The 16,480-nt window shown below is 68.2% G+C and carries 17 protein-coding genes and 1 pseudogene; 4 read left to right on the top strand and 14 right to left on the bottom strand.

Annotation, left to right across the window (positions count from 1 at the left end; all coding sequences use genetic code 11):
• Positions 1 to 5: 5 nt before the first annotated feature.
• The 4 genes from GWG54_RS14700 to cyaB all read right to left on the bottom strand — a co-directional run bounded on the left by GWG54_RS14700 (position 6) and on the right by cyaB (position 4,247).
• The gene (locus GWG54_RS14700; protein WP_167938489.1) at positions 6 to 896 is read right to left on the bottom strand and encodes a dihydrodipicolinate synthase family protein; all 891 of its coding nucleotides are present in this window, start codon (positions 894 to 896) and stop codon (positions 6 to 8) included.
• Between the two features lie 77 nt (positions 897 to 973).
• On the bottom strand, positions 974 to 2,278 hold the full coding sequence (locus GWG54_RS14695) for an MFS transporter (RefSeq protein WP_167938488.1): 1,305 nt from the start codon (positions 2,276 to 2,278) through the stop codon (positions 974 to 976).
• Between the two features lie 121 nt (positions 2,279 to 2,399).
• A complete protein-coding gene (locus GWG54_RS14690) occupies positions 2,400 to 3,620 on the bottom strand; it encodes a methionine adenosyltransferase (RefSeq protein ID WP_167938487.1) in 1,221 nt (406 codons plus the stop codon).
• A 78-nt stretch (positions 3,621 to 3,698) separates the two neighbouring features.
• Entirely contained in the window at positions 3,699 to 4,247 is a 549-nt protein-coding gene (gene cyaB / locus GWG54_RS14685) for a class IV adenylate cyclase (RefSeq protein WP_167938486.1), read from the bottom strand.
• Between the two features lie 88 nt (positions 4,248 to 4,335).
• On the opposite strand from cyaB, the gene GWG54_RS14680 reads away from it, so the two are divergent.
• The gene (locus GWG54_RS14680) at positions 4,336 to 5,301 is read left to right on the top strand and encodes a peptidylprolyl isomerase (RefSeq protein ID WP_167938485.1); all 966 of its coding nucleotides are present in this window, start codon (positions 4,336 to 4,338) and stop codon (positions 5,299 to 5,301) included.
• 89 nt (positions 5,302 to 5,390) lie between these two features.
• On the opposite strand, the gene GWG54_RS14675 is transcribed toward GWG54_RS14680, so the two are convergent.
• The 3 genes from GWG54_RS14675 to GWG54_RS14665 form a co-directional block, all read right to left on the bottom strand.
• Positions 5,391 to 6,824: an MATE family efflux transporter gene (locus GWG54_RS14675; protein ID WP_167938484.1), complete on the bottom strand. Its 1,434-nt coding sequence runs from the start codon at positions 6,822 to 6,824 to the stop codon at positions 5,391 to 5,393.
• A gap of 228 nt (positions 6,825 to 7,052) precedes the next feature.
• The gene (locus GWG54_RS14670; RefSeq protein ID WP_167938483.1) at positions 7,053 to 7,727 is read right to left on the bottom strand and encodes a helix-turn-helix domain-containing protein; all 675 of its coding nucleotides are present in this window, start codon (positions 7,725 to 7,727) and stop codon (positions 7,053 to 7,055) included.
• Between the two features lie 123 nt (positions 7,728 to 7,850).
• On the bottom strand, positions 7,851 to 8,471 hold the full coding sequence (locus GWG54_RS14665; RefSeq protein WP_167938482.1) for a transcriptional regulator: 621 nt from the start codon (positions 8,469 to 8,471) through the stop codon (positions 7,851 to 7,853).
• 90 nt (positions 8,472 to 8,561) lie between these two features.
• Between GWG54_RS14665 and pyrB the strand changes: the two genes are divergently transcribed.
• The 3 genes from pyrB to GWG54_RS14650 all read left to right on the top strand — a co-directional run bounded on the left by pyrB (position 8,562) and on the right by GWG54_RS14650 (position 11,028).
• Positions 8,562 to 9,500 carry an aspartate carbamoyltransferase gene (gene pyrB / locus GWG54_RS14660; protein WP_167938481.1) on the top strand — a complete coding sequence of 313 codons (939 nt, stop codon included), beginning with the start codon at positions 8,562 to 8,564 and terminating at the stop codon, positions 9,498 to 9,500.
• A complete protein-coding gene (pyrI, locus tag GWG54_RS14655) occupies positions 9,493 to 9,963 on the top strand; it encodes an aspartate carbamoyltransferase regulatory subunit (protein WP_167938480.1) in 471 nt (156 codons plus the stop codon). The genes pyrB and pyrI overlap by 8 nt, the downstream gene beginning before the upstream one ends.
• 228 nt (positions 9,964 to 10,191) lie before the next feature.
• Positions 10,192 to 11,028: a hypothetical protein gene (locus tag GWG54_RS14650; RefSeq protein WP_167938479.1), complete on the top strand. Its 837-nt coding sequence runs from the start codon at positions 10,192 to 10,194 to the stop codon at positions 11,026 to 11,028.
• 291 nt (positions 11,029 to 11,319) lie between these two features.
• On the opposite strand, the gene GWG54_RS14645 is transcribed toward GWG54_RS14650, so the two are convergent.
• The 7 genes and pseudogenes from GWG54_RS14645 to GWG54_RS14615 all read right to left on the bottom strand — a co-directional run.
• Positions 11,320 to 11,919: a PRC-barrel domain containing protein gene (locus tag GWG54_RS14645; protein WP_167938478.1), complete on the bottom strand. Its 600-nt coding sequence runs from the start codon at positions 11,917 to 11,919 to the stop codon at positions 11,320 to 11,322.
• 86 nt (positions 11,920 to 12,005) lie between these two features.
• Positions 12,006 to 12,773 (bottom strand): enoyl-CoA hydratase/isomerase family protein, encoded by a 768-nt coding sequence (locus GWG54_RS14640; protein ID WP_167938477.1) that lies wholly within the window; start codon positions 12,771 to 12,773, stop codon positions 12,006 to 12,008.
• 109 nt (positions 12,774 to 12,882) lie between these two features.
• Positions 12,883 to 13,551 (bottom strand): helix-turn-helix domain-containing protein, encoded by a 669-nt coding sequence (locus GWG54_RS14635; protein WP_167938476.1) that lies wholly within the window; start codon positions 13,549 to 13,551, stop codon positions 12,883 to 12,885.
• A 119-nt stretch (positions 13,552 to 13,670) separates the two neighbouring features.
• Positions 13,671 to 14,549: an ABC transporter permease gene (locus GWG54_RS14630; protein ID WP_167938475.1), complete on the bottom strand. Its 879-nt coding sequence runs from the start codon at positions 14,547 to 14,549 to the stop codon at positions 13,671 to 13,673.
• The gene (locus GWG54_RS14625) at positions 14,546 to 15,481 is read right to left on the bottom strand and encodes an extracellular solute-binding protein (protein WP_167938474.1); all 936 of its coding nucleotides are present in this window, start codon (positions 15,479 to 15,481) and stop codon (positions 14,546 to 14,548) included. Before GWG54_RS14625 ends, GWG54_RS14630 begins: the two co-directional genes overlap by 4 nt.
• 122 nt (positions 15,482 to 15,603) lie before the next feature.
• Positions 15,604 to 16,116: a molybdopterin-guanine dinucleotide biosynthesis protein B gene (mobB, locus tag GWG54_RS14620; RefSeq protein WP_167938473.1), complete on the bottom strand. Its 513-nt coding sequence runs from the start codon at positions 16,114 to 16,116 to the stop codon at positions 15,604 to 15,606.
• Between the two features lie 102 nt (positions 16,117 to 16,218).
• Positions 16,219 to 16,480: pseudogene (locus GWG54_RS14615) on the bottom strand (UPF0104 family protein); the annotation flags it as partial.

Below are 16,480 nucleotides of genomic sequence, written 5' to 3'. Positions count from 1 at the left end.
GGACGTCAGCGCTCGGCGCTCGAGAGCGTGCGCTCGAGCGCGTTCTCGATCTCCGCGGTCGCCTCGTCGTCGGTCGCGACCAGCGGCGGGCGGACCTCGTCGGAGGGGACCACGTCGCGGAGGACCAGTCCGGTTTTCGTCGCCTGGGCGAACCCGTGGCTCGCGCAGGTCTCGAACAGCGGTGCGATCGCTTCCGACTGCAGCTCCTGCCCGCGGTCGGTTTCGGCCGCGTCGACTGTCTCGCGGAACGTCTCGGGGATCACGTTCGACAGCGCGTTGATCCCGCCGTCGCCGCCCAGCCGGATCGACGGCACGAGCAGCGAGTCGTAGCCCATCAGACACAGGAACTCCTCGGGGGTCTCGCGGACCAGCGACTGGAAGTACGAGAGGTCGCCGCTCGAGTCCTTGATTCCGACGAACGCCTCGCGCTCGGCGAGCGCGGCGACGGTCTCGGGCTCGATCCGTCCGCCCGTGTACGGGGGGATGTTGTAGAGGACGATCGGCAGGGACGTTTCCTCGGCGACTCGCTCGAAGAACCGTTCGTTCCCTTCGGGGGCGTTCGCGGGGGTGAAGTAGGGCGGGACCAGCGCGGCCGCGTCGGCGCCGGCGTCCGCGGCGTTGCCGACGTGTGTGACGGCCTCGTCGACGCTGGTCGCACCCGAGCAGGCGACCACCGGGCCGTCCGCGTGGTCGACGGTCAGCTCGATCGTGCGGCGGCGCTCCTCGGGGCCGAGGCTGGGAAACTCGCCGGAGGTGCCACAGGCGAAGACGCTATCGATCCCGCCCTCGCGGAGGTGTGCGAGCAGGTCGACGAGCGCGTCCTCGTCGATCTCGCCGTCGTCGAACGGCGTGACGGTCGGACAGGTGATCCCGCTGAGCGCGTCGTGAAGGTCCATGGTGGGGGCAGTATCGCTCGCGTGAAAATCGTTGCCCTCGCGGCGATACCGCGAGGGATCGGGAACGGGACGAGAGGTCAGGCCGCCGACTCCTCGACGGTCGGGCTCAGGCTCCCGGTGTGGCTGTAGACGCCGACCACGAGGACCACGCCGGCCAGCAGCGGGACGGCGGCGCTCGCCGCGTACATCACCTCGAACCCGATCGTCTCGGCGAACGGCACCGCGATCATCGGCCCGAGTCCGCCGCCGACGTCGCCGAGGACGTTGTTCGTCCCCATCGCCCGTCCCATCCGATCCTCCTCCGTGAGATCCGCCAACAGCGCCGTCAGCGGGCCGCCGACGCCGCCCTGCCCGGCGCCGATCAGCACGCACGCGAGGACGACGTACCGGAACGACGGCGCGAGCGTGAGCACGACGAACCCGACGCAGGACGTGGTGAGAAAGACCACGAGCACCGGAACGCGGGCGCCGACGGAATCGCTCAACGCGCCGCCGGAGATCGTAAAGACGGCCCCCGCGAGGACGGTCACCGCCATCAGCATCCCCGACGTCCCCTGGGCGCCGTACTCGAGGGCGTAGCCGAACGCCGTCGTCGAGATCGTCAGCGCCTCGACCTGCAGGTAGAGCACGAGCGTCGAGAACAGGATACCGACGTACGCGAAGTAGAGCCCGAAGTTGACCAGCCCGACGGTGAGCGCGGGGACGGTCAACTCGAGATCCCAGGGCGTGACCGAGGTGTCCGTCTCCTCGACGTGGGTTTCGGGGACCACGAAGTAGGCGATGACGCTCGCCAGTCCGGCGAAGGCGGCCGCGAGGACGAACGCCTCGGCGTTGCCGTAGCTCTCGCTGACGACGCCGCCCAGCACGAGTCCCGCGGGGAAGCCGAACGTGATGCCGGCACGGACGATCCCCATGCTCGTTCCCCGGGAGCCGGAGTCGCTGACGTCGGCCGTGATCGTGTAGGCCGTCGCGAACACGAGCGCGCTGCCGACGCCCCACAGGACTCGAGCGACCAGGAACCAGGCCTCGGGCACGTCCGGGAGAAACCACAGCGACGGGTGGGCGGCCAGCAGGGCGACGACGTAGCCGAACGTCGCGACGCCCTCGATCGCCAGCCCCGCGATGAACGGCGTTCGCGTGCCGATCCGATCGACGAGCACGCCCGCCGGTGCGTTCGCGACCAGTCGGGTCCAGCGGTTGGCCGCGAGGATCGCTCCCACCATGAACGCCGAGATACCCAGAACCTCCCCGAGGTTCGGCAGGATCGGGAAGATGACGCCCCCGCCGAAGCCGACGAAGAAGGTGCTCGCCACGATAGCGAGGACGACGGATCGGGGAGAGACGTCGAGCGGTTCGCTCGAGTTCGGGGACGGTTCGGACATGCCTGTGTTTCGATCCGTAACTCGATATGCTGGACCGGTTCTTGACTATTCCGAAGCCCGGAGTCCGTGCCGGTACCGGCCCTCGTTCGAACCGAAACGCGGCGAGAAACGCGACGCGGCGTCAGAACGTGGTGAGTTCGCCGTCGATCACCTGTCGGGTGATCTCGGTGACGTTGGCGAGCTCTCGGTCGACGATGACCTCGACCTCGGTCTGGACGTCCTCGAGGGAGACCCCCTCGTCGGTGACGACGTGGACGTCGGCGACGTGGGGCTGGTCGATCGGGCGGCCGATCTGGGAGAGCAGCCGCACCCGCAGGTCGCGGATGCCGTCGACGTCGTCGACGACCGACTCGGCGATCGACGTCGAGAGCAGGTTGTAGATCTTGCCGATGTGGTTGACCGGGTTCTTCCCGCTGGTCGCTTCCATCGACATCGATCGGTTCGGCGTGATGAGCCCGTTCGCGCGGTTGCCCCGACCGACGGAGCCGTCGTCGCCCTGCTCGGCGGAGGTGCCGGTGACGGTGAGGTAGATCGAGCCCTCCTCGTAGTCGTCGGCGGTGTTGACGTGGACGTCGACCTCGCGGTTGGTGTGCTCGTGGGCGACCTCGGCGACGAAGTCCCGCACCGACTCGACCGCGTCGGCGTACTCGTCGATGTCGGCGACGTACTCGTCGATCATCGCCGCCGCGACGGTGACGTCGATCTTCTCTCCCTCGCGTTTGCCCATGATCTTCACGTCGGGGCCGAGCTCGGGGTGGGTGCTGGCGTACTCGCCGTTCAGTCGGCGCTCGGCCTCGAGGACGATCCGCTCGGTCTCCGTCAGCGGTGCGTGGCCGACGCCGAAGCTGGTGTCGTTGGCCATCGGGACGCCCACTGCGCCGTCGAGCTCGTCGTCCTCGCCGAACACTTCCTGAAGGTCGCCGCTGCCCTCGCCGAGTTTGACGTCGACGACGATGTCCTCGCCGTACTCGAGTTGCGGGATCGTCTCCTCGAGGTACTCGCGGGCCGCCCGCAGCGCGATCGTCTCGGTCGGAATCATTTGGCCCTCGTAGCGCTTTGTCGCGCGGCCGACGATCAGCAGGTAGATGGGGTCGACGACCTCGCCGCCGCCGAAGGCGGGCGCGGCCTCGCCGGCGACCAGCTGGGTCTCGTCGGTGTTGAAGTGCAGTACCTCGCCGACGCGGTCGATGTACTCGCGCGCGAGCGCGCCGGCGACGCTCTCGGCGACGCCGTCGCAAATCGAGTCGGGGTGCCCGATCCCCTTTCGCTCGACGATCTCGACCTCCTGGTCCTCGACAGCCCGGCGGTCGATCGGTTCGATCCGGATGTTCCGTTCGCTCATTGGCGGGGATAGTCGGCTCGAGGTTCTATAACTTCCGGAAACAAATCTCGGCAGAAAATACCCCGCGGTAATCCCCGCTCAGGCGTCGTCCGCCAGCAGCAGGCCGAGGTACGACGTCCGGACCTGCTCGTCGGGATCGTGGCCGAGGCGCTCGAGGACGTCGTAGGCGCCCTCGCGTGCGGACTCGAGGTCGGCCTCGTCGTCGACGTTCGTCTCGATCTCGACGTACTCGCCGACGCCCTCGACCGAATCGAGCGTGATCGTATACTTCTCGAGTTCGAACCGCTCGCGCTCTTTGCGGACCGTCGCCGCGGGCTCGAAGCCCAGCTTCGTCAGGACGGTATCGATCTTTTCGCCGCTCGCGACGGCCGTCTCGATCTCCTCGCGGGTCTTCGAGGCGTCGTCGACGAGCGGTCCCTTGTAGGTGAGCCGGACCTCGTCCGACCCCGTTTCGGCGCGCTCCGTGCGGATGCGCAACGCCTCGTCGGTCTCCGGAAACGAGCGGTGTGGGGCGTCGTAGTAGGTGTCCTCCTGGACGACGGCACCCGTCGGCGTCGCCTCGAGTTCGTCCAGTCGAGCGCGGACGGCCTCGAGATCGGCGGGGACCTTGACCTCGACCTCGTACATGCGTCGGGGAACGGGGACGGGCCGTAAGTATCGGTCGCTCTCGGGAGAAAACGTCGTACTTAAATGTAGACGGGCGGACGTACAACGTATGACCGAGGAACAGGAGGCCGAGCTCGATGAGCAGGCCGATGACGTCGAGAACGGAGACGACGCCGCCGAGGCCGAGGGGCTTCAGGCGGGCGATTTCGTAAAGCTCGCGTACACCGCGTACACCGTCGAAGACGACCAGCTGGTCGACACGACCGACCCCGACGTCGCCGAGGAGGAAGGCGTCGCCGACCAGGCCGAGGAGTTCAAGCCGCGGACGATCGTCCTCGGCGAGGGCCACATCTTCGACGAGGTCGAGGACGCGGTCATCGGGGGCGAGGTCGGCGACGCCGGCACCGTGACGATCCCCGCCGAGGACGCCTTCGGCGAGTACGACCCCGACGACGTCCAGACCGTCAGCGCCGAGAAGATCGACGAGGACGACCGCTACCCCGGCGCGAACGTCCAGGTCGACGGACAGCAGGGCTACATCAGTACGATCGTCGGCGGCCGCGCCCGCGTCGACTTCAACCACCCGCTGGCCGGCGAGGACGTCGAGTACGAGTACGAGGTCGTCGAGGAGGTCGACGACGTCGAACAGCAGGCCGCCGGCCTGTTCGAGATGTACCTCGGGATGGAGCCCGACCTCTGGATCGAGACCGACGAGGTCGAAGAGGAGGTTCCCGTCGAGTCCGACGAGGACGACGAGGAGGACAGCGAGCCCGAGTTCGAGACCGAGGTCGTCGAGAAGGAGACGCTGTACCTCGAGGCCACGCCCCAGATGACGATGAACCAGCAGTGGATGATGGGCAAACAGCAGATCGGTCAGGACGTCATCGACAAGCTGGGCGTCGACCGCGTCATCGTCCAGGAGGTCATCGACGGCATGGGCGGCATGGGTATGCCCGGCATGATGGGCGGCATGGGCGGTATGGGCGGCGACGAGGCCGACATCGAGGAGGCCCTCGAGGAGGCCGACGTCGACGCCGACGAGATCGTCGAGGAGCTCGAAGGCGCCGAAGAGTAACGGATCGACCGTTTCGTTTTTCTTGACCGCCGTCCGGTAGCGTGCCGTCCCGCGTTCTCACGGCGTTTCGTTCGGAGCCGAGCCGTCCGTCAGTCGTCGGTCGGCGCACTGCTTTCGAACGCGGACGCGGCCCCCGCGTCCGCGGTGAGGTCGCCGTCACGCCAGGTGCCGCGACGGAACCAGAGGGCGGCGCCGACGGCGCCGACCAGGTGGGCCGCGGCGAAGGACAGCCAGACGCCCGTCGGTCCGAACGCGTTCGCGGCTACCCACGCGACGGGGATCTGGACGCCCATGAACGCGAGCAGGACGAGCCCCGCGGCCGTCCCCGTCATCCCGGCGCCCCGGTAGCCGCCGATGTAGATGTACATCGCGCCGAAGAGTCCGAACGTGGGCGCCACGTAGTCGAGGAACGTCGCGCCGGCGTCGACGACGGCCGGATCGTTGGTAAACAGCGCGACGATCGGTTCGGCGGCCAGCGTCGAGAGCACCCCCGTGGCGGTCAGGAACACGAACAGCGTCGCCGCGGCGAGGTGGTTCGCCTTCGCCGCGCGATCCGGTTTCCCGGCGCCGACGTTCTGACCGGTCATCGTCTCGACGCCCTGGGACAGCGCCATCGCCGGTAGCACGATCACCGAGAGGATCCGCGTCCCGATCCCGTAGGCCGCGACGACCGGGGTCGCAAACAGCGCGACGACGAACAGCAACAGCGACATCGAGAGGGCCCGGCTGGCGCCCTCGAACGACGCCGGCAGCCCGATGCGGACGAGTTTCAGCCCGTAGGTCGGGTCGGGAACCAGCTCCCGGAGTCGGATCCGAACGCCCCGGTACCCGCGGAGCATGAGCCAGAGGCCGACCGCGAGCGTGAGCCCGCGGGCGATGATCGTCGCGTAGGCCGCCCCGGCGATGCCGAGCTCGGGGAGCGGGCCGACCCCGAAGATGAGCAGCGGATCGAGGACGACGTTGATCGCCACGGAGACGAACATGATCAGCATCGGCGTCACGGTGTCCCCGTACCCCCGCATGAGCGACATGAACATCAAAAAGCCGAAGACGAAGACCAGCCCCAGCGCGTAGATGCGCATGTAGTTCGCCGCGGCCGCGGTCACCTCGGGCTCGGCGGCGAACAGCGCCAGCACATCGTCGACGACGGTGTAGCCGAACACGCCGAGAACGAGCGCCCCGAGGATCGAAAACGAGACGGTCTGGGAGGCCGCGTACTCGGCGTCTCGCTCCCGGTTCGCGCCGACGTACTGGGCGACGAGGACGCTGCCCGCGACCGAGAACCCGATCGCAAAGGAGATCAACAGGAAGATGATCGGGAAGGCGAAGCTGATCGCCGCGACCTCGGTCGTTCCGTACCGCCCGAGCCAGAACGTGTCGGCGACGTTGTACGCCGTCTGCAACACGTTCGTGATGATAAGCGGCAGCGAGAGGTACAACAGCGGTTTGACGATCCCGCCGTCGGTCAGGTCGACCTCCTCGCGGGCCGAAAACGTTCGCTCGAGGTGTTCCCGAACCGTCACTCGCCGATCCCTCCGGCAGAACTGGACGCGCTCCGATCGTTCATACACTGACTAACTGTTCAGTCAACTAAGTACCTTCGGACTCCGAAGTCTACGGCGCATCCGCGACGGGACGGCTGCGATCCTCCCAGCTCGAGGGAGAGCACGGACGGTCGGAAGAAGGCGCGGCGATCGTATCAGTTCGTCGGTCAGTACCGAGGGGGACGTCGGCTCTCGATCCGGCGGCGATCAGTCGGAGAGGCTCGGCGAGGGTGCCGGTTCCGCCTCCTCCGGCGTCACGTCGAGTTCGGAGGTAACGAGCGACCGGTAGGCCCGGCGCAGGCGCTCGGAGAGTGCCTGGTGGGAGATGTCGAGCTCCTCGGCCAGCTCCTGCATCGACACTTCCCGCGGGATGTCGAAGTAGCCGTGGTCGACGGCCGCGACCAGCGTGTCGTACTGGCGCTCCGTGAGCCCGGCCTGGGAGTGACTCTCGTCGGTCGTATCGAACAGCCGGATGATCGTCGGGCTGAGTTCGCGATCCTCCAGAGCCTCGTAGATCGAGCTGGCGTCGTTGCGCTCCTGGACACGGATGTTCAGTACCCAGGAGCCGTCGGGTGCCGAGGCGTCGAGGATCGTGCCCCCCTCCTCGAGCACCAGCTCGAAGACGTCGATCGTCTCGTCGGCGAACTCGACGTTGTACAGCCACTCACCGTCGGAGCCGTTGATCAGGGCGTACTCCTCGACCGCCGAGGCCTCCGCCAGACCGGCCTCGATCTCGTCGTTCGATGCGCCGGAGAGCCACAGGTCGCGCCCGTTCGAGACCACGGCGGTCTCGGCCTCGCAGGTGAGCGACGGAACCGCGTCGACCAGTTCCGCGAGTCCAGTCCCCTCGCCGGAAATCTCGAGGTTGACGATCGAGGTCATGTGTTCGGTTCTACCGATGGGCTGAAATGGTATAGGATCGTTTCCAAAAAGGTTTGATGCCCTCGAGGTGAGTTTAAAATAATATTTTATTTCTCTTTTTTATATATTACGCGGTCAACGACCCTACGCGATGTCGCGGCTCGTGTCGATCGCGACGCCCGCCGTGAGCTCGAGCGTGATCGCCTCCGTGGGCTGGCCGCCGTCACGGAACTTCAGGACTGTAAGCGCCGTCTCGAGGCGACCGCCCGCGCGTTCGGTGTGGAACTCGAAGACAGCGTCCGCCGCGTGAAGCGTTCGGGTCCGGTTCGCCGGGGCGTCGCCGCGCAGACAGTGGAGCACGGCCGCGCCGCCGGTCTCGAGCAACCGCCGCTTGAGGGCGGCGAGGAAATCGACGTAAGCGTCGGGGTCGGCTCGTTCGAGTCGATCGACCGGGTCGACGATCAGGAGTTCCCCCTCGGAGAGCCCGGCGACGACCTCGGCGGCGTCCTCGAGGGCGTCGGACGAGAGGGCGTCGATCCGCGGCTCGCCGGTCGCGGTCGGCGAGCGCTCGAGGGCGTCCCGAACGGCCCGGGCCGGACGCTCGGTCGCGAGGTACCGCGTCTCGCGGGCGGCGGTCAGCTCGTAGAGCAGCAGCTCCGACTGGCTGGCGGGGTCGGCGGTGGAGGCGACGAGCGCTCCCGCCGGCAGCCCGCCCTCGAGTTTGCGATCCAGCGCGTCGATCCCGGTCCGGAGCCGATCGGCCATGCGGTCGGCGAGGTTGTGACAGCGACGGTATAGCTTTTCTCCCCGCGAACAGGGAGATTCAAGGGGTTCGCAGGCTCCGTTTCCAACGAGATGCGCCACGACCACGTGATCACGAGCAAACACCTCTCGCGGGGGGACATCGAGACGGTTCTCGACCGGGCCGCCGAGATCGCCGCCGATCCGTCGGCCGTCGCGGATCGCCACGCCGGGGCCCTACTCGGGTTGCTCTTTTTCGAACCGAGCACGCGAACGAAAATGAGCTTCGAGACCGCGATGAAACGCCTGGGCGGGGACGTCGTCGACATGGGGAGCGTCGAGTCCTCGAGCGTGAAGAAAGGCGAGACCCTCGCCGATACCGTCCGGGTCATCGAGGGCTATGCCGACGCGCTCGTCCTGCGCCACCCCAGGGAGGGGGCCGCGACGATGGCCAGCGAGTTCGTCGACGTGCCGCTACTGAACGCCGGCGACGGCGCCGGCCAGCACCCGACCCAGACCCTGCTCGATCTGTACACGATCCGGGAGAACGCCGGGCTCGACGACCTGACGATAGGGATCATGGGCGACCTGAAGTACGGCCGGACCGTCCACTCGCTGGCCTACGCGCTGTCGAACTTCGACACCCGCCAGCACTTCGTCAGCCCGGAGAGCCTGCAGCTTCCCCGGGAGGTCGTCTACGACCTCCACCAGCAACAGGGCGGCCGAACGGGGATCCGCGAACACGAGTCCCTCGAGGCGGTCCTGTCCGACCTCGACGTCCTCTACGTGACCCGGATCCAGCGCGAGCGGTTCCCTGACGAGTCGGAGTACCGGAAGGTCGCGGGCGAGTACCGGATCGACGCGGAAACGCTCGAGGACGCGGCCGACGACCTGACCGTGATGCACCCGCTGCCCCGGGTCGACGAGATCGCGCCCGAGGTCGACGACACCGATCACGCGGCCTACTTCGAGCAAGCGCACAACGGCGTGCCGGTTCGGATGGCGCTGCTGGATCTCCTGTTGAGTGAGGGCGGGGGTGGTCGCGATGAGTGACGACCGCGACGACCACGAGCTACGGGTCAGCAAGATCCGCAACGGAACCGTCATCGACCACGTCCCGGGCGGTCAGGCGCTGAACGTGCTGGCGATCCTAGGCATCGACGGCAGCGAGGGCGAGGAGCTCTCCGTCGGGATGAACGTCCCCTCGGATCGGCTCGCCCGCAAGGACATCCTCAAAGTCGAAGACCGGGAGCTGAGCCAGGACGAGGTCGACGTGCTCTCGCTGATCGCGCCCGACGCGACGATCAACATCGTCCGGGAGTACGACGTCGTCGAGAAACACCGCGTCGATCGCCCCGACGTCGTCGAGGGCGTCCTCTCCTGTCCCAACGACGGCTGTATCTCGGCGGGCGACGAACCGGTCGACTCCCGGTTCGAGGTCCTCGACGACGGCGTTCGCTGCGAGTACTGCGACACGATCGTCCGCGAGGGGATCGCGTCGCTGATCGATACCTGACCCAGAAAGATCACTGGTGGAGAAAGAAGCCACAATTGATAAGTAATCGGCGTTCGACTCTCCGGGTGGATATGTCCCGCGCAGCCAAGATTCTGCTCGCCACGTTCGCCGTCGCCGTCGTCTGGAAGGTCGCCTTCGGGGGCGCCTCGGACGTCGAGTACGAGTACCAGCCCGTCGAAGAGTAACCGATCCGAACGGCTTACGGCCCCGTAGCCGTACACCGTTCGTATGTACGGCGTCGTCACCCGAAACGAGGAGGAGGTGCGGTGGGAGGAGTTCGATCGCGGCTTCTACGAGGTTAAAGACGTGACCGGCAGGTCCGTCGAACCGATCACCGACGCGGTGAACATGGTCTCCTGTTTCGGCGACAACGCCGCGGCCGACGCGGATCCGTCGCTGGTCCCGGTCGACGATCTGGGTCGGCCGGCCACGCGGGATCGGACGTACTTCGACTGGGCCTACGTCTGTCCCTCCCGCAAGGACTACCGCGAGGGACTGCTCGAGATCATCGACGACTGCGCCGCGGCCAACGGGGACGTCCGACTGGACGACATCGGTTTCCCCCGCGAGGAGTACTGTCGCTGCGGGGTCTGTGAGCAAAACTTCGAGGAGAGCGAGTACGATGACCGCCTCGAGTGGCGCGCCAGCGTCATCACCGAGTTCGTCGCGGAGGCCGTCGAGCACGTTCCGGGGCGGGTCTACATGACGCTGTACCCCGATCCCTACCCCGGCCACCTCTACGAGCGGGCAGGGATCGACCTCGAGGCCCTCGAGGAGTACGTCGACGAGTTCGTCGTCCCGCTGTACGACACCGCTTACGAGACGACCTACTGGCTCGAGACGATCGCGAAGGGGTTCGAGAGCGCGCTCGAGACGCCCTTTAGCATCGAACTGTACGCCGTCGACGTCGACGTCGACAACCTGATCCACGCGACCGAGGTCGCCGAAGAGTACGGAAAGGACGTCTTCTTCGGCTACGAGGCGTCGAACGCCCGGGCCGCGCTGCGGCGCCGTCGGGCCGACGAGCGCGACGGCGTCACCCACGGGGATCCCGACGGCGACTGAGACCGCCGAACGCCACGATTGCACCGGTCGCGTGCGAACGGCCGTCGCCGGAGACGGTAGCGACGCCGCGGCTTCGGTAGAAACGAGCGGCCGGATCGCCCATCGAGGCGCCGGCGAGAACGTCGGCTTCCTATTGGCAGCGACGGTACCGCCTCGAGCCGCGAAGCGGCCGTCTCCGGGGTAGCGGTCTCGAGCTCGTCGCGTCCCCTGTAGTACTGGTCGGTACGTCCGAGCGACGATAGATCGAGGAGAGTCGGGGCCCCGCTCGAGCGAGGGCGCGGAACGGAAACGCTATCGCGTGTCGCCGCGTCGACGATCGTCGTCGTCGTCGCCGATGAGGTCGTCATCGTCGTCGTCACCGATGAGGTCGTCATCGTCGTCGTCACCGATGAGGTCGTCGTCGTTGTCGTCGCCGATGAGATCGTCGTCGTTGTTGTCGTCGCCGATCAGATCATCATCGTTGCTGTCGTCGCCGATGAGGTCGTCGTCGTTGTTGTCGCCGATGAGGTCGTCGTCGTTGTCGTCACCGATGAACTCGTCGTCGTCGTCGCCGAGTCCGCCGCTGCCGCGATCGGCGGTGTCGGTGGCGCCGGTCGCCGCTTCGGCGCCCGCCGTCGTTCCGGCGCCGGCCGCCGCGCCCGAGCCGGACTCGAGGTCGCGCTCGAGGTGGATCTCGTCGCCGGTTACCTCGGCGACCGCCGGCTCCTGAAGGGGGTAGGTGTCCTCGTCGGTGCCCCCCCAGCCGAGTTTTGCCTTGATCGTGTCCGTGATTCCCGGGTCCGGTTCCACGTGCGCGGTGCCGTGCTCGACGTCGGCAACGAGGCCGACCTCCTCGCCGTCGGCGTTGATCACGGTCTTTCCGATGTCGTCGTCGGTAAACTCTGGGGACATTACGATTTGAAACACGACGAACAGCGGTACAATGGTGTTGCTTGCGCTGGCTTGCGACTCCAGCGTTCAGACGGCCGAATCGCGGACTACTGGTTGAACTCGGGTTCGCGTCCCTCGAGGAAGGCCGCGATGCCCTCTTCGTGGGATTCGGAGCCTCTGGCCTGGACCTGCAGCGCGTTCTCGTAGTCCAGCGCCTCCCGCCAGTGGCGGGCCATGTTCTCGTGGAGCGCCTGCTTGGTCATGCCGATCACGTCGGTCGGCCGGCGTTCGAGCAACTCGACGGTCTCTCGAACCCGTTCGTCGAGCTTCTCGACGGGAACGGCCTCGTTGACCAGCTCGAGGTCGGCCGCCCGCTCGGCGTCGAAGACCTCGCCGGTGAACGCGAGCTTCTTCGCCGCCCGCAGGCCGACGATGCGGGGGAGCACGAACGTGCCGCCGGTGTCGGGGATGAGTCCGATCCGAACGAACGCACAGGAGAAGCTGGCCCCCTCGGCGGCGTAGGCGATATCGGCGAGCGCGACGAGGGCCAGTCCCGCGCCGACGGCGTCGCCGCGTACCTTCGCGACGATCGGCACGGGCGAGGAGAGCATCGCCTCGACGACCCGACCGAACGTCTCGGCGACCCCCTCGTAGGACTCTCGGGGCGAGCCGGGCGAGTCAGCCATCGCCTCGATATCGCCGCCGGCGCTGAACGCGTCGCCCTCGCCGGAGATGACGATCGCATGGTGCTCTTCGGGATCGGCGCCGTCGATCGTCTCGGCCAGCTCCGCGGCGACCGCCCAGTCCATCGCGTTGCGGACGTCCGGTCGATCGAACGTGATCTCGAGGACGCCGTCGTCGCTGTCGACGTGCATACGGGAACATGTGGCGGGCGGCTAATAATGGTACGCGGTGTGACCAGTCGCGCGGTCGCGGGACGGACGCAACGAAAACGGACCGCGAGCGGACGAGGCGGTGCGGGCGTCAGTCGGACGGCACCGGCGGAGCGGTCGCTTCCTCCTCTGCGACGTTGAGCTCGGCGGTGACCAGCGCCCGGTAGGCCCGTCGCAGGCGCTCGGAGAGGGCCTGGTGGGAGATGCCGAGTTCCTCGGAGAGTTCCTGCATCGAGACCTCACGGGGGATCTCGAAGTAGCCGTGGTCGATCGCCGCAACCAGCGTCTCGTACTGGCGCTGGGTGAGCCCACACTGGGAGTGGTTCTCGTCGGCAACGTCGAACAGCCGGACGATCGTCGGCGTGAGGTCGTGGTCGACGAGGCGATCGTACAGCGAACTGACGCCCTCGCGCTCGCGGACGCGGACGCTCAGCAGCCAGGAGCCCCCGGCGGCCGACGCGCTGAGAACGGTCCCGTCCTCCTCGAGGACGAGCTCGAAGGGGTCGACCGTCTCCGGGTCGAACTCGACGTCGTACAGCCAGCGGTCCTCGTCGTCGCTGATCAGCGCGTAGTCCTCGACCGCGCCGGCGTCCGACAGCGCGGCTTCGATCTCCTCCCGGGAGGGACCGGACAGCCACAGTCCGTGGCCGCTCGAGGCGATGACCTGCTCGGTTTCGCAGGTGAGCGACGGAACGGCGTCGAACAGCTCGCCCAGTCCGGTTCCTTCGCCCGGAATCTCGAGGTCCGCGATCGATGTCATACTCACGGATACAGCCGGCTATCCAATAACCGCACTTCCAAAGTTATCAGCACCCGTGTTCGTGAAATTCAATCTCTCAGTTCTTTCGCTATTACGTACCGTTCTCGAGCGAGCGGGCGTCAGTATCGCTCCGGGGAGCCGACGACGAACTGGACGAACCCGACGACGACCAGCGTAATCGCGAGCAGCGCCAGCGCGATCGGGATCACCGCCTCGAGCCCGCGGGAGACGTAGGCGACCCAGATCTGGGTCGGGATCGTCCGCGGGTTGTACGCGACCATCATCGTCGCGCCGAACTCGCCGATCGCCCGGACGAAGGTGAGGACGATCCCCGCGGCAATCGCGTTCCGGGCCAGCGGGAGCGAGACCAGCCGGGCGCTCTCGAGGGGTGTCCGTCCCAGCGTGCGCGCGGCCTCCTCGAGGCGCGGGTCGACGGCGTCGAACCCCGCGCGGGCGGTCACGACGAGAAACGGCGCGGCGACGAACGTCTGGGCGAGGACGATCCCCGCGTAGCCGTCGGTCAAGGGGACGCCGACGGCGGCCGCAGCGGCGCCGACCGGGGTGTACCTGCCCACGAGGCTCAGCAACATCGCACCCCCGACGACGGGCGGAACCACCAGCGGCAGGAGAACGGCGGCCTCGACGAGGCGCTTGCCCGGAAACGACCCCCTCGAGAGCACGTACGCCAGCGGCACGCCGAAGACGGTCGCGATCGCCGTCGAGATCGGCGCGGTCACCAGTGAGACGGCGGTCGCCTCCCGAACCGCGGGTTCGGCGAGCGCGGCCGGCACGTCCACGGACCGCATCCGCACGAGGAAGGCCGCGAACGGAACGACGAGGTACGCGAGCAACACCGCACCGACCACGGCGGGGAGCCCCAGCCCGCCGGCGAGGCGGTCGAGCCCGAGACCGACCGATGCCCGCCTCGAATCGGGCGGTTCGCCGTCATCGGCCCCGGTCCCCTCCCCGCGACTCGAGGCGGCGCCGTCGGCGCTCACTGCTCGATCCCCTCCGGCACCTCGCCGTGGGTTCGGGGGAACGACTCCCCCACGCGGAGCCCCCGCTCCTCGAGCAGCCCCGGGTTCTCGAGCAGAGCGGAGAGAAACCGCCGGCCGGCCTCGGCGCGGTCGGCGCCGCGTCGCACCGTCGCGTTGTACACCGCCGGCGAGCCAGTCGTCTCGTACCCCTCGTCGGTGACGTAGCTCGCCCGGGCGTACCGGTCGGCATACGCGGGGTTCCCGAAGTTGTAGGCGTCGGGCAGCTCGAGGAAGGGGACGTCGTGGTCGACGGCCATGTTTCGGTAGGCGACCGCGCAGGCCCGGTTCCCGGCCTCGATCCCCGACAGCAGCTGGGGCTCGTTGGGCTCGCGATAGGCCCGCTCGAGCGCGGCGTCGCGAAACCCCTCGAGGCCGTGCTCGCGCTCGGCCAGCTCGAAGAGGTGGGCCGCCCGGTACCCCAGCGGGTCCAGGTCGGGATCGCTGATCGCCAGCTCGCCGTCGTCGGCGTCAGCGAGGACCTCGTACCACGGCTCCCCGCCCTCGAGGCGGGTCCCGAGGTCGGTTCCGGGTGCGTAGGCGATCCCGACCTCGTTGCCCGCGAACGCGACGTCCCAGTCGGCGTGGTCGGGGTAGAGCCGATCCCGGAGCAGGCCGACGTCGGCGCCGACGACGACGTCGGGGCGTTTCGATCCCTCCTCGACCATCCGCACGACGACGTTCGTGCCGCGGTACTCCCCCTCGTAGGCGATCCCGGTGTCCGCCTCGAAGGCCGGGCCGACGTGGTCCTCGAGGACGACCGAGAGGCTCCCCGCCGAGAGGACCCGCACCCGATCGCCGTCGCTCCCGAGACAGCCCGCTCCGAGCCCGAGCCCGCCGACGGCGGCCAGCATCGCTCGCCGGCTCGCGGTCGACCGACCCTCGTCTCCGCGCATACGTCCTCGTCGGTCCCCGCGGCTCATTATAACTCGTTTCGATTCCTACCCCGCGGCTCATTATAACTCGTTTCGATTCCTACCCCGCGGGAAGATAACCGAACTCGGTTACGGTTCCGGGGTCAGTTTCCGCCAGCCGACCGCTCCCCGAGCGGCTCGAGCGCCAGCACCGTCTCGACGAGGTCTGGGAGGTCGTCACGTCCCCGGCCGACGACCTCGCCGCCGACCGCGTCGGGGTCGCGGTCCCCGACGAGGATCGTCGGCAGCGGCGCCTCGCCGAAGCCCTCGACGACGACGAGGTCGTAGCCGCGGCGCTCGAGGCGGGTGAGCACCCGCGAGAGCGCCCGCAGTTCGCCGTCGGCCGCCCCGAAGAACTCGGCGTCGGGCTCGCGGGGTGGCTCCCGCTTGCCCCGCGTAGTGATGCCGAAGGTCAACTCGGGCGTGACGCCGACGACCGTCTCGGCGCCCGCGGTGCGGTGGCGGTGGGTGTCCGCGCCCGGCGCGTCGATCTCGATATCGTGGTGGATCGACTTCACGGTCGCGACCCGTTCGGTCTCGGCCAGCCGCGGGACGAGTTCCTCGACGAGCGTGGTCTTTCCCGAGTCGCTCGGCCCCGCGAGGCAGACGACCCTCACGGCGCCGTCCTCCCCCGGACTATCGTCTCGGTCACACGCTGGTGTGGAACCCGGCCCAGGATAGGCGTTCGGGTTCCCCGCTCGAGGCTCGCGACGGGGCGATCAGGCGTCCGCCTCGCCGACGGGTCGCCACCCTCGCAGGTACGCGACGCAGAGGCCGCCGGCGAGCGCGCCGAACGAGAGCGTGACCGTCCGAACGACCAGCACGGCCGCGGTGGCCGCGGCCGCCGTCGCGCCGGTTACCAGCACCAGCGCCCCGCCGAGCAACAGGTCGTAGGCACCGGGGCTCCCGGGGATTGGCACGACGCTCGCCACCTGGGGAAGCGGCACGACGACGAGGATCGGGGGCAACGCGACCTCGGCG

Source organism: Natronococcus sp. JC468 (assembly GCF_012163165.1).
GTDB classification, from domain to species: domain Archaea; phylum Halobacteriota; class Halobacteria; order Halobacteriales; family Natrialbaceae; genus Natronococcus; species Natronococcus jeotgali.
The sequence above is the reverse complement of the archived record's forward strand: the minus strand, read 5'-3'. Positions and strand labels throughout refer to the sequence as shown.

What these genes read in the sequence shown, in the direction of transcription:
- GWG54_RS14645 (WP_167938478.1), bottom strand. Translation starts at nt 11,919, where the DNA reads ATGTCCCCAGAGTTTACCGACGACGACATCGGAAAGACCGTGATCAAC.
- pyrB (WP_167938481.1), top strand. Translation starts at nt 8,562, where the DNA reads ATGCGCCACGACCACGTGATCACGAGCAAACACCTCTCGCGGGGGGAC.
- GWG54_RS14625 (WP_167938474.1), bottom strand. Translation starts at nt 15,481, where the DNA reads ATGCGCGGAGACGAGGGTCGGTCGACCGCGAGCCGGCGAGCGATGCTG.
- GWG54_RS14635 (WP_167938476.1), bottom strand. Translation starts at nt 13,551, where the DNA reads ATGACATCGATCGCGGACCTCGAGATTCCGGGCGAAGGAACCGGACTG.
- GWG54_RS14650 (WP_167938479.1), top strand. Translation starts at nt 10,192, where the DNA reads ATGTACGGCGTCGTCACCCGAAACGAGGAGGAGGTGCGGTGGGAGGAG.
- GWG54_RS14665 (WP_167938482.1), bottom strand. Translation starts at nt 8,471, where the DNA reads ATGGCCGATCGGCTCCGGACCGGGATCGACGCGCTGGATCGCAAACTC.
- cyaB (WP_167938486.1), bottom strand. Translation starts at nt 4,247, where the DNA reads ATGTACGAGGTCGAGGTCAAGGTCCCCGCCGATCTCGAGGCCGTCCGC.
- GWG54_RS14690 (WP_167938487.1), bottom strand. Translation starts at nt 3,620, where the DNA reads ATGAGCGAACGGAACATCCGGATCGAACCGATCGACCGCCGGGCTGTC.
- GWG54_RS14695 (WP_167938488.1), bottom strand. Translation starts at nt 2,278, where the DNA reads ATGTCCGAACCGTCCCCGAACTCGAGCGAACCGCTCGACGTCTCTCCC.
- pyrI (WP_167938480.1), top strand. Translation starts at nt 9,493, where the DNA reads ATGAGTGACGACCGCGACGACCACGAGCTACGGGTCAGCAAGATCCGC.
- GWG54_RS14680 (WP_167938485.1), top strand. Translation starts at nt 4,336, where the DNA reads ATGACCGAGGAACAGGAGGCCGAGCTCGATGAGCAGGCCGATGACGTC.
- GWG54_RS14670 (WP_167938483.1), bottom strand. Translation starts at nt 7,727, where the DNA reads ATGACCTCGATCGTCAACCTCGAGATTTCCGGCGAGGGGACTGGACTC.
- GWG54_RS14700 (WP_167938489.1), bottom strand. Translation starts at nt 896, where the DNA reads ATGGACCTTCACGACGCGCTCAGCGGGATCACCTGTCCGACCGTCACG.
- GWG54_RS14640 (WP_167938477.1), bottom strand. Translation starts at nt 12,773, where the DNA reads ATGCACGTCGACAGCGACGACGGCGTCCTCGAGATCACGTTCGATCGA.